Annotated in this window: 8 protein-coding genes and 2 pseudogenes; 2 read left to right on the top strand and 8 right to left on the bottom strand. The window is 58.0% G+C overall.

Going from position 1 to position 12,188, the window contains the following annotated elements; all coding sequences use genetic code 11:
* Positions 1-63 precede the first annotated feature (63 nt).
* Positions 64-1,128: a Gfo/Idh/MocA family protein gene (locus ACVWY9_RS02630; protein WP_011432295.1), complete on the bottom strand. Its 1,065-nt coding sequence runs from the start codon at positions 1,126-1,128 to the stop codon at positions 64-66.
* Between the two features lie 109 nt (positions 1,129-1,237).
* Positions 1,238-2,815, bottom strand: a complete 1,578-nt coding sequence (locus ACVWY9_RS02625) for a phospholipid carrier-dependent glycosyltransferase (RefSeq protein ID WP_414382076.1) — start codon at positions 2,813-2,815, stop codon at positions 1,238-1,240.
* A 211-nt stretch (positions 2,816-3,026) separates the two neighbouring features.
* Here ACVWY9_RS02625 and ilvB point away from each other — a divergent pair.
* Positions 3,027-4,826 (top strand): annotated as a pseudogene (gene ilvB, locus ACVWY9_RS02620) (biosynthetic-type acetolactate synthase large subunit); the annotation flags it as partial.
* A gap of 118 nt (positions 4,827-4,944) precedes the next feature.
* Here the strand turns inward: ilvB and ACVWY9_RS02615 are convergent.
* The 4 genes from ACVWY9_RS02615 to ACVWY9_RS02600 all read right to left on the bottom strand — a co-directional run bounded on the left by ACVWY9_RS02615 (position 4,945) and on the right by ACVWY9_RS02600 (position 9,604).
* Entirely contained in the window at positions 4,945-6,552 is a 1,608-nt protein-coding gene (locus ACVWY9_RS02615; protein ID WP_414330234.1) for a glycoside hydrolase family 57 protein, read from the bottom strand.
* A 159-nt stretch (positions 6,553-6,711) separates the two neighbouring features.
* The gene (gene glgA, locus ACVWY9_RS02610) at positions 6,712-8,187 is read right to left on the bottom strand and encodes a glycogen synthase GlgA (protein ID WP_457387421.1); all 1,476 of its coding nucleotides are present in this window, start codon (positions 8,185-8,187) and stop codon (positions 6,712-6,714) included.
* 545 nt (positions 8,188-8,732) lie between these two features.
* Positions 8,733-9,158: a DUF2996 domain-containing protein gene (locus tag ACVWY9_RS02605; protein ID WP_414330231.1), complete on the bottom strand. Its 426-nt coding sequence runs from the start codon at positions 9,156-9,158 to the stop codon at positions 8,733-8,735.
* 80 nt (positions 9,159-9,238) lie between these two features.
* On the bottom strand, positions 9,239-9,604 hold the full coding sequence (locus tag ACVWY9_RS02600; RefSeq protein ID WP_011432289.1) for an NAD(P)H-quinone oxidoreductase subunit M: 366 nt from the start codon (positions 9,602-9,604) through the stop codon (positions 9,239-9,241).
* A gap of 114 nt (positions 9,605-9,718) precedes the next feature.
* On the opposite strand from ACVWY9_RS02600, the gene ACVWY9_RS02595 reads away from it, so the two are divergent.
* Positions 9,719-10,807: a radical SAM/SPASM domain-containing protein gene (locus ACVWY9_RS02595; protein ID WP_414330230.1), complete on the top strand. Its 1,089-nt coding sequence runs from the start codon at positions 9,719-9,721 to the stop codon at positions 10,805-10,807.
* Between the two features lie 95 nt (positions 10,808-10,902).
* Here the strand turns inward: ACVWY9_RS02595 and ylqF are convergent, their stop codons facing one another.
* Positions 10,903-11,754, bottom strand: coding sequence for a ribosome biogenesis GTPase YlqF (gene ylqF / locus ACVWY9_RS02590; RefSeq protein ID WP_414343260.1), 852 nt, complete (start codon positions 11,752-11,754; stop codon positions 10,903-10,905).
* A gap of 262 nt (positions 11,755-12,016) precedes the next feature.
* Positions 12,017-12,188 (bottom strand): annotated as a pseudogene (locus tag ACVWY9_RS02585) (IS5-like element ISSoc13 family transposase); the annotation flags it as partial.

Below are 12,188 nucleotides of genomic sequence, written 5' to 3'. Positions count from 1 at the left end.
GATGCTGGAATGGCTATGGGCCAACAACAGGGCTCTGCCCCCATCTGGGGCTTGCGTTAAAGACTAGGATAGGAGACTACGGCGGGGCTTGGCTTCGCTCCAGGCACATCCATCCAAAGCAATCCGCTCTACCTCCGAGGCCAGCCTCAATGCTTTCAGGGCCTGTTCCCCACCCACAGAAGGTTGGTTGCCCCCCCGCACGCAATTGATGAAGTGCTCCAGTTCGGCATGCAGCTTGTCGATATTGTCGGTGTGGACTTTCTCAATCAAACAATCCCGCTGGTAGGGCATTTGGCCGTAGTCGCTGGTGCTGCCGACGGATCCCTGGCGGTACACCGAGATCTCATTGTGTAGAAAATCTGCTTCTACCAAGGCATTCTTGCAGTGGACGGCAATTTTGCGCACCTTGCGGTGGGTGACCTTGCTGGCAGTGAGGGTGGCGATGGCACCGTTGGCAAAAGTGAGAGTAGCCGTGACGTAGTCCAGGTAGCCCAGCTTGGAGATGCGGTTGCCGCTGGCGGTAATCTGGGTCACGGGAGATGGGATCAGCTCCAGCAACAGATCGATGTCGTGGATCATCAAGTCGAATACCACCGACACATCGCTGGCGCGGTCGGAATAGGGGCTGAGACGGTGAGCCTCGAAAGCCAGAGGTTCTTCACTTTGCAAGACTTGGCCCAGCTTTTGGAAAACAGGGCTGAAGCGCTCGATGTGCCCCACCTGCAAAATACAATTGCAATCGGCAGCTCGGTTCACCAGCGATTCTGCTTCGCTGATGCTGGCAGCGATGGGCTTTTCGATCAGCACATGTACCCCGGCCTCCAGGCAGGCCATACCCACCTCGTGGTGCAGAACCGTCGGCACGGCAATGGCCACGGCAGCTACATGGGGCAGCAGATCGCGGTAGTCCTCATAGAAATGAACGCGGTGGCGGCTGGCCACATCCAATCCCCGTTCCACGTTGATATCCGCTACCCCCACGACCCGCACATCCTTCATCAGGCTGAAAACGCGGGTGTGGTGCTGGCCCATGTTGCCTACCCCGATCACCCCAACCGGGACAGCTTGCTCTGAATAAGCCAGTGGACGGCGGGGAGAGTTGGCAGAACTCGGGCAAGATCGGGCCATGACGTTTCCACTACCTCCACCACAAGGGTTTCGCGAACCTCGCTCCATCTTTCGGTAACGGAGCGCCGCATTTCACGAAACAAACTTCACAAAGCTTACCATGCCTCCCTTAGATCCAGTTCAAGCCGGGGATGGGCGGCAGGTGCAGCGGGGGCTGTTGGCAGGATTGGGGGCTGAAACAGAACAGCGGCACCGGGCTAGAGCGAAACCACATGCGGGCGTAGAATCCGCTTGGACTGAGGGGCAGGCCAAGCCAAACGGGGAAAAAGAAGACAAAGGACGCCAAAACCAAGGCCACCGCCGTGATGCTCGCCCCGCGCCAAAAGCGGCGATAGCTCTGCCAGCCCAGCAGCACCAACCAAGCCAGGGCTAGGGTGCTAAACGCCAGAGCGCTCATGTAGTGGTAGATAAAAACGCAGCGGCTGACCCTAAACCAAGGCAGGTAATTGGCCGCATAGCCAATCAAAATGAAGGCTTCGAGACCGTGAAAGCGGCGGATCCCTCGCCAGACAAGCACCAAGATGGATCCCGTCCCCAGCCACCACAGCCAAGGATTGCCCAAGCCATGAACAGCTTGCCAGAGGTTGCCCTGACTGCCGAAGTAGTAGGCCACGGGGCGGCCCAGAATTGGCCAGGACCAAGCTCCTGCCGAGGCCAAGGGCGTAGTCAGCCAAGGACGCAAAGCCGGGAACCAAGCCACCAGGGATCGCAAGCTGGTGGAGCAGTAGGGGTGAACAGGGGTCTCTTCGTTCACCACCAGGTGGGCTGCCATGTGGCCGCCGTAGATGGATTGGTTGATGAGCACCAGGGATCGGAAATAATTCTGGATGCCCGTCCAGCTCCAATCCAGAGTTAGTCCCTGTTGGGGATTCAGCTGCAGGTGCGGGATCCACTGAATGGCATAAAAGGCCAGCGGAGCGAGGACGAAGCAGAACGCATAGTGCCACCAGCGCAGATGACGAATCTGGCTCAAAATGCCCAACCGTGGGATCCACTGCGGGCGCAGCCAGACTACCCCCCAGACGAGGATCCCCAACAGAGCAAACATGAAGGTAAACCAGAGGCCATTCCACTTCACCGAAGCTGCCGCCCCCAACAGGATCCCGGAGCAAGCAAAGTGAGCAGCCCGTCGCCAACCTTGGTCTTCTAGACCTCTGAGCAACAGAATGGTCGCTGCCAGCCCAAAGGCTACCAGATACACGTTGATCAGGCCAAAGCGGGATTCCACCAGAAACACCCCATCGGTCAGCAGCAAAACCCCGCTCAACAGAGCAAAGCCCACGTGGTAGGTGAGGCGGTAGGCTAAACCGGTCAGCAACAGAGGGATCAGGGATCCGCAAAAAGCAGTGGCGAAGCGGAATCCCCACTCGTTGCGGCCAAACACCTGAATGCTAAGGGCAATGAAGTACTTGCCCAAGGGGGGATGCACATCGTAAAAAGGCTTGCCATCCAGGTAGTTCTGGGCAAACTCCGGGAAGTACACCTCATCGAACACAGGTGCCGGGAACTCGTCCAGCCGCCACAGGCGCAACCCCAGACCCACCAGAAAGATCCCCAGCGCTCCCCATACCAGCCACTGTCGGGATCCCACAGCACTGTGCGGGGATCCGAGGATGGGCACAGCTAGCAGCAAGCTGCCCTGAGACCGCTCCGGCCCGGGGTCAATGGGGGTTGGCTCTCCAGTCATGGATAGGGCACTCTCAACACTCCGGCGAGGATCCCTAGGGATCCCCAGTGTTACTTTAGCCGACCGTGAAAGTCTAAGCGATTCCAAAGCAAACCACTGCTAGACTGTAGAATTGAATACAAAGTTGGCCAACTTCTGGCCAGTACCCTGTCTGCGCTGGCGCTCCTGAGAGCGGGCGTTTGACGTTCGGTCATCTCAGTGGGGAGGAGACACCGTGGCGACTGGTGGATATGCGTTGGTGGACAGCCTGCACCGGCATGGGGTGCAACACATCTTTGGCTATCCGGGGGGAGCCATCCTCCCCATCTACGACGAGCTGTACAAAGCCGAGTCTCAGGGGCTGCTCAAACATTACCTGGTACGCCACGAACAAGCGGCTGCCCACGCCGCCGACGGATATGCTCGCGCCACTGGCAAGGTGGGGGTGTGTTTTGCTACCTCTGGCCCAGGGGCGACCAACCTGGTGACGGGCATCGCCAACGCCATGATGGACTCTGTACCCATGGTGGTCATCACCGGGCAGGTACCTCGCCATCTGATCGGCACCGACGGCTTCCAGGAGACGGACATCTTTGGCATCACCCTGCCGATTGTCAAGCACTCCTACGTGGTACGGGATCCGCGCCAAATGTCTCGGATCGTGGCAGAGGCTTTTCACATTGCCGGGACAGGGCGGCCCGGGCCGGTGCTGATCGACATCCCCAAAGATGTGGGCCTGGAAGAGTTTGACTATCAACCCGTCAGCGAGATCAACATCCCCGGCTACAAGCCCACCGTGCGTGGCAACCCACGGCAAATCCACACAGCGGCCAAGCTGATCCTGCAGGCCAAGCGGCCCTTGCTGTATGTGGGAGGTGGGGCGATCATCTCCGGTGCCCACGCCGAAATTGCCGAGCTGGCCCACACCTATCGGATCCCGGTGACCACCACCCTCATGGGCAAAGGGGCTTTCGATGAGAACGATCCCCTGTCGGTGGGGATGCTGGGCATGCACGGCACGGCCTATGCCAACTTCGCCGTCACCGAGTGCGACCTGCTCATTGCGGTGGGAGCCCGCTTCGACGACCGCGTAACCGGCAAGCTAGATGAATTTGCCAAGCACGCCAAAGTCATTCACATCGACATCGACCCAGCCGAGGTGGGCAAAAACCGTGCGCCCGATGTGCCGATTGTAGGGGATGTGCGCACTGTTCTGGTGGAGATGTTGGCTCAACTGAGCAAAATGCCTTCTACTCCAGGCCTAACTCAGGCCTGGCTGGATCGGATCGAGCGCTGGAAGCGGGACTATCCCCTGCAGGTGCCCAGCTACGAAGGCGTGATTGCCCCCCAACAGGTGATCGATGCCTTTCGTCGTCATGCTCCCCACGCCTACTACACCACTGATGTTGGCCAGCATCAGATGTGGGCGGCGCAGTTTCTGCGCAACGGGCCGCGCCAATGGATCTCCAGTTCTGGGCTGGGCACCATGGGCTACGGGTTCCCCGCGGCGATGGGAGTCAAGGTAGCCCTGCCTCACGAAGAAGTCATCTGCATCAGTGGCGATGCCAGCTTCCAGATGAACATGCAAGAGCTGGGCACAGTGGCTCAGTACGGCATTGCCACCAAAGTGGCCATCATCAACAACGGCTGGCAGGGCATGGTGCGGCAGTGGCAGCAGGCCTTCCACGGCGAGCGCTACTCCCACTCGGATATGTCTCCCGGAATGCCGGATTTTGTCAAGCTAGCCGAGGCTTTTGGGGTAAAAGGGATCCGCGTCGATCACCCCGATCAACTGGAAGATGCCATCCAGGAGATCCTCAAGCACGAGGGGCCGGTAGTGGCCGACTTTGTGGTCAAGCGGGACGAAAACTGCTACCCGATGGTGCCCGCCGGCAAAGCCAATTATCAGATGATCGGGCTGCCGGAGAAGCGGCAACTGGAGCAGGCAGCGGAGCTGATCTACTGCCCCAATTGCGGCACCAAAAACCCCACCCTGCACAAGTTTTGCGCCGAGTGCGGCACCAAGCTCTAGAACCGACGGCCTGGCCATCCGGCTAGGAAAGGTGGGATCCCAAGCTCTCTCTGCCGACTCCTGACCCTCACCCCCAGCCCTTCTCCCAAAGGGAGAGGAGAGTTGGGATCAACACTGCTTAGAGGGGTCGGTAAACCCGGTAGTTGATATTGGGGAAGATGTTGTCCATGTATTCCACCTTGGCCAGCCACTGCTCCTCTTCAGGGGTGGCTTTTTCTCGCCGAAACTGACCCTCTTTGATCTTCTCGTAGAGGTGGTTGAAGCGCAGCAGATGGGACTTGGTGCGGCGCACTGCATAGGGAACCATCGTCCCTGTGCGCATGATAAAAGCCCAGTCAGACGATTGAGCCAGTAGCAATTCTCGCGCCGCCTGGTTCAAGGCCCGCCATTCTAGGTCATCGGCAGGCTCGCGACGGCTCAGCTCGATCATCCGCTCGGTGGCCTTGTGCAGGTGGGGGTAGATCCAGGCGTTGGTGGGGTTGAGCCAGTACTCGTGGAAGCCGCGCGCCCCCCAACTGGACTGGGCAGGTTTGCACACCTGCTGGGTGGGGTTCTCCCGCAGGTACTCCGCCAGGTGAGTCATGCGGTAGGTGTTTTGGTCGAAGTAGCTCTTGCGGATGAGAAAATCCAAAAACCAAGGGCCCTCGTACCACCAGTGGCCGAACAACTCCGCATCGTAGGGGGCCACCACCAGCGGCGGGCGGCCCATGACGCTGTACAAATATTCGATTTGCCGCTGGCGGTTGAACATAAAGTTGCCCGCATGCTCTGCCGCTTTCTCCCGCGCCCAATAGGGGTCGTAAAGCTGCTTTTGCCCCAGGTCCAGGTTGCGCCCGGTGATGCGGTGGTACTTGATGCCGGTGTTTTTCCGCTGGCCGTTGGGCATGATGTAAGGCTTGATGTACTCGTAGTCGGCCTCATACCCTAGGTCTTTGTAGAACTCGCGGTAAACCGGATCCCCTGGATAGCCCACCTCTGCCGACCACACCTGCTGCGAAGACTCGTGATCCCGCCCGAAAACGGCAACGCCAGTCTCGGTAAAAATGGGGGCGTACATGCCGTAGCGGGGCCGTGGCTTGGCATAGAGAAGACCATGGGCGTCGGTGATCATGTAGCGCAGGCCAGCATCGGCGATCATCCGCTCCAGCCCTTGGTAATAGGCGCATTCCGGCAGCCAGATCCCCCGCGGCCACTGGCCAAAGTGTTCGTTGTAGTGCTCGCAGGCTACGATAAGCTGGGCCCAAACCGCCTGCGGGTACATCTGCATCAGAGGCAAGTAGCCGTGGGTAGCCCCACAGGTGATGATCTCCAGGTTGCCGCTGTCTTGAAACTGCTTAAAAGCTCGCACCAGATCCCGGTCGTAGCGCTCCCAGAGATCCCGCACCATGGCAAACTGCTTGATGTAGTGCTCCGCCAGGTAGCGAATGTGGCCGTTGGTGGCGTTTTTGTCGTACTCCAGCTGGGCCAGCTCTTCCAATTTGGTTAGGTAGTGGTCGTAGCGCTCCTGCAGCAAGGGATCCCGCAGCATCGACACCAAGGGCGGCGTCAGGGACATGGTGAAGCGAAAGTCGATGCCATCTCGCTGTAGCCCCTCGAACATGTGCAGCAGCGGCACATAGGTCTCCGTGATGGCTTCGTAGAGCCATTCTTCCTCCAGCACAAAGTCTTGCTCAGGGTGGCGCACAAACGGCAGGTGCGCGTGGAGTACCAAGGCGAGATAACCCATGGCAGCCGGGGATCCTTACAGACAGGGAAAGATAACGGAGCAGACTTACCCTTCTCAGCAGCAAATCTGTAGAGAAGGTTAAGCCCAAGATTGCTACCTATCGTCCAGCATTTCGTCCTTGGGGTCAAGAGCTGGGATCGCTGGGGATCGCTGTTGGGCTCAGCGGTGACGAATGAAGTCGTAGATCTCCAGATACTCCTTGCCAGGATAGTTCCAGGAGTAGTCGTAGCTCATGCCTTGAATCTGCAGTTGACGGAACTGGTCAGGAGCGGTGTACCAAAGGTCGATGGCCCGATCCAGAGCCGACTCCAAAGCAGCTGGATCTGTGTGATAAAAGACGTAGCCGTTGCGTTGCTCGGGCAATTTGTGGGGATCGTAGTCGCGGTCGAAGACGGTATCCACCAGGCCACCCACTCCTCTCACCACCGGAACTGTGCCATACTTCAAGCCAATCATCTGAGTGAGTCCACAGGGTTCGTAGTGGCTGGGCACTACGATGATGTCTGCCCCCGCATAGATAAGGTGGGAAAGTTCTTCGTTAAAGCCCAATTCAATGTGAACATCGGGGTTGTTGTTGAGGTAGCTTTTCTCGTGGGCAAACCAAGCGCCGATCCCTCGCTCCGTAGCGGATCCCAGCAGAACAAATTGGGCATTTTTGAACAGGGAGCGGTAGATGGCATGATGCACCAAATGCACGCCCTTTTGCTCGTCCAACCGTCCGATATAGGCCACGATGGGCTTGTCAACATTTTGCAACAGCAGCCGTTCCCGCAGAGCTTTTTTGTTTTTGGCTTTGTCTTCCAGCGTTTGAGCGGTGTAACGCGCGGGAATAAAGCGGTCGATCTCCGGGTTCCAGATGTCGTAATCGATGCCGTTCAAAACGCCGCGAAACTTATGCCGGTGCAGGTAGAGGGTATGGCCCAGTCCATAGCCGTAGTCGCCAAATTGCACCTCCAGCGCGTGATTGGGAGAGACCGTAGTGACAAAGTTGGAAAAAACAATTCCCCCCTTCATAAAGTTGAGAGAAAAGGGGTTGAAGTTATCGCGCAAACGGTCGTAGTGGAAGTAGTAGGGTTCGCGGTTGAGGCCGGTAGCCCAAAGAATCTCTGGGCCGCCAAAGCCTTGGTGTTTGAAGTTGTGAATGGTGTAGCACACCCGCTGGTTTCCCATGCCGTGGTACTTGTAGATCTCAAACAGCAGCACCGGTACCAACCCTGTCTGCCAGTCGTGGCAATGGATGATGTCGGGGCGCTTGTTGCTTTGTAGGAGAAACTCTAGAGCCGCCTTGCTGAAAAAAGCAAAACGCATGTTGTCATCCGGGCAGCCGTAATAACACCCGCGATTGAAGAAGTTATCGCCCGAGTGGGGCTCAATAAAAAAGCAAAGGCGGCCATGCACCCAGCCGCAGTACACCGAGCAGTGAATGGCTCCCCCGTACCAGGGCACCCAGAGATCGCGATAGGCGTCGTGCAAACCCCAGATCTGGTCGTAGCGCATCGTGTCGTACTTGGGCAAAACCAGCTCGACACAGTGGCCCCGCACCTCCAGCTCGCGGCTGAGGCCGTACACCACATCCCCCAGTCCCCCCGCCTTGATAACCGGGGCGCATTCAGACGCAATCTGCACGATGTACATTTCGAGACCTCCCGTAGCACCGCCTTAGCTTTCTTTACAAACGATAATCTTTTTGGCCTCGACAGAACATCCCTCCCAATGGCAAGGGATCCCTGCACTGGGGAACAACCTCTGGGCCGACCGGGTTCGAGCCCCAGCTGCGCCGTTTGCCGGGGAACCTGATCTACGGGAGCAGCCCTCTGGGCAATTATGGGCATTTCGATTCAAACTAGAAACGTTGAATGCACGGGGCCAGAAGGCTTTTCAAGGACTCCGTCCCGCTGGCGCGATCAGTAGCCCAGGCCTCTCACCCTAACCTGAAACGCGGCTATGAACGGCTGATCCCGCTGGGGCGGTACCGTTCTTCGAGCCAAGCGCGCAGCTCATCTTCCGGGAAGGCGGCAGCCAAGGTGCCCGTTCTGGGATCGTGGGCATGCCAAAGAACATGGCCGGATGGATCCTGGCTTTACGGTAACTGCAGCCGGCTGCACCTCCCCTTGTCTCTTGCGAGCAGACTTACTCTCTCCGGCTAGGGGTAGCCAGGGATCCTTCAAGGTCACGCGAACTCAATACCACTGCTGAGCGTAAAGGCGCTGCACCAAATAAAACACGAATAGGTTGACATCCACGCGCCGCTCGTCGATCATAAAAGACTCGATGGTGCTGGCCGGGGATCCTTCGGTGGTACAGCGGAAGAACTTGCGGCCATTCAAGGATCCCTCAGCAAACAGCACGCTAAATTGCTTCTTGCCTCCTGCAAACGCGCCGACCAGCGTCTTGCCTTCCAGGCGCAGCTCCAGATCGTTGACCCCACGCTTTTGAAAAGCCGCAATGGCTGCCGGGATCACCTCTTCCGTGATCTGTTGCTCGAAGGGCTTTTCTTCCTTAGCAACTTTTTTCGCAGCGGCTTTGGGGGAATCCTCAGCAGCAGGCTTGGCAGCTTCAGCGGGTTTCTCGGCAGCAGCGGCCTCGGGGGTGGGTTCTCCAGACATGGGGAAACGCTCCGACAATCAGATGGGTAAAAGCCTTAGATGCAGAACAATCAAAAACTCTGTCCAGAACCGGCAAAGAGCTAGCCCTTGGGGATGTATTGGCCGACAATTTCTTCAGCAGGGATCTGGGGAAAGCCCATGCTGAAGTTGGGGGCACGCCCCTGCAGGTTATAGGCGATCTCCCCTTGCTTGAGCAGGGAGCGGATGAAATGTTCCAGGTCAGACCCAATGCGGCGGATATTGTACTCGGTCAAGTCTCGCCCCCGGTATTCTTCCACCAACTCTTCGAAACGGGCATAGACCTTTTGCAGGGCAGCATCAGTCCAGACCAGCTCGTTGTCCGGATCCACATCGAGGGTAAACAGGTCGTCGCGGGGCACGAAGTTGTTGTCGGCAGTAACTTCACCGGCAAAAATGTGGACGTGGCGAGTGGTGCATTTCAGCATTGCGATGGCTCCGCTCCGGATCTAACCTGATAAACAGCGTATCACTACCTAGCGCTTGTGGGGGATCCGCTATTTGCCCTCGACTTGTTCCGGCCCTCTCTATGTCTGCTGTTAATGTCTGCTGTTATTCCCCAACTGGAACGCCTGCACATAGAGGTGACCAACGTTTGCAACTTTAAGTGCGAGTTTTGTCCAGATGGGATCATGCAACGGCGGCGGGGGCACATGGAGCCCGCTCTGCTGGAGCAGATTTTGGAGGAAGTAGCGGCAACAGGGCTGGCCCGCGTGATGGCTTTTCACCTGATGGGGGAGCCGTTGCTCTACCCATACCTTTTCGAGGGTATTCGCAGGGCCGCTGAGCTTGGCCTTCGCCTGCACCTGACCAGCAACGGCAGCACCTTTGCCCTCTGGCCGGAGCACATTGAAAAGCTGAACCGCAGCCCCTTTGCTAAGCTAACCATTTCCCTGCAAACTCCCGATCCAGTCACCTTCAGCATTCGCGGAGCACCTCCCCGCCTCACGCCGGAGCGCTACTTTGCTGGGATTACCCAATTTCTGCAGGTGCACTTGCGCTCCTCCAGCCCTACGCAGGTGCATCTCAAATTCCTGGATACTAGCCCCCACCCGTTTTTGGTGCCGCATAAGGCTCTTTCGGTGATCGATTCTGCACAGCAGATGCGCGCTCAGCTCTCGGCTTGGGCCAGACGAGCTTTGCAAGGGATCCCGGATGCACCGGCTCTCGATTGGGTAGAAGCCCAGATTGCTACTTACCGACCGGGCCGCTGGCAGCAGATCCGCATCCATCCCCGCTTGGTTTTGGAAACGTTTCCCTTGGACAGTTGGGGCAACGTGGAGACAGACCGGGTAATCCCAGCTCGCTGGGGATACTGCAATGGCGCTTCCGGTCAGGCGGGGATCCTCTACGACGGCACGGTGGTGCCCTGTTGCAAGGACTATGAAGGGCAAATCCCGCTGGGGCAAGTGACGCTGGGGGGATCCCTGGCCGAGATTTTGCGGGGCCAACCGGCCTGTGCGCTGCGGCGGGGGTTCAATCGTCTGCAGGTGAACCATCCCGTTTGCCAGCGCTGTATGGGTGGAGACACTTGCATCAAAGCCTTGGCCAGACAAGTGGGTTCCGTTGTCTACTTCAAGGTGTATCGGCCTTGGAAACAGAGGCTGGATCCCGGTTGGGGACAAGTGTAGACAGTTTCGGGAAAAGTCAACGCCCCACAGCAGCGGTTTCCCTGCCGTGGGTATAGCAACAACGTGACTTTCTTTCGTGATTTCTTCTAAGGGGCTCAAGCCTTGGGAGGGAGTTCCAAGGCCAGCGGCCCCAGCAAGCCCTTGCGGTAGTCGTTGAGAACTTGCCGTGCCGCCCGCTGGGGATCCCCTTGATACCGCCGCTCGGCCAACTCCTGCACTGCGGCACCACCGGGAGGGATCGGATCCGGCCAACCGTAGCGCTTTTGCAAGAGAGATCCGGCTTGGGGCTGCACCCTCAGCACTTGATCCAAAAAGTGGGCCGCCACCCGTTCGGGATCGTAGGCCGCTTCGCCGATGTCATCGCAGATGGCCAATAGAGAGGCCGCCTGTTGATCCGGCAGAGAGGGCGGTAGGATGCCCGGCGAGTCCAACAGATCCAACTCTCCCCCCAGCCGCACCCACCGCAGTTGCCGCGTCACCCCAGGACGTGCTGCGCTCTCAGCTGCCCGCCGCCCCAACAGTCGATTCAGCAAAGCAGATTTGCCCACATTGGGAAAGCCCACCACCACCGCCCGAACGGCCCGCGGTCGCATGCCCCGCTGTTGACGCCGCATATTGACCGATTGCCCCAGTTGCAAGACCGCCTGCTTGAGGCGATTCACCCCTTCTCCTGAGCGGCCATTGGTGGGATAGACAGGGATCCCTTGCCGTAAAAAATACTCCTGCCAAGCTTTCAGATCCCCAGCCTCAATGCAGTCCGCCCTGTTCAGAGCCAGGAGGCGAGGTTTTTCCCCCAGCCACCGGCCCAGCTCAGGATGACGACTGGCCAACGGGATCCGCGCATCCAACACCTCGATGACTGCATCCACCCGCTGCAACTCTTCCCGCAACTGGCCAATTGCCTTGGCAATATGGCCGGGATACCACTGGATGGCCGGAGAACTCATGCCGCCAGAACCCTAGAAGTGGACAGCAGAAATCAACAGTGGGATCCAATCTAGCCCGATTCCCCAAAAGAGGCTCGACCTGCCGGCTGAAGTAGCCAATAATACAACGTGAGTGCCGCTGGGATCCCTTTCCTGGGCAACCTAATGTTTAACCAACGGGGGTGCGGGGGCAACAAGCCCCGCGCTCTACCCGCAGGGTTAGCGTCGGGATACATGGATCCCTGCATGCTATACCATTATCTTTTTAGGTTGTGTTGATCTTTCATTTGAGCCAAAAGAGAGCACTGACGAGATAGAGAAAACTCAAGAAGTTCCTGGCCAATTTGTCAAAACGAGAAAATAGATGCCGGTACTGCTTTAACTTATGAAAAAAGCATTCGATTAAATGCCTCTCTTTATACAGATGCTTGTCATAATGCCGCTGCGTCTTTCTA

The organism is Thermostichus sp. OS-CIW-31 (assembly GCF_054060305.1).
Note: the sequence above shows the minus strand (reverse complement) of the source record. Positions and strands in the feature narration are given on the sequence as shown.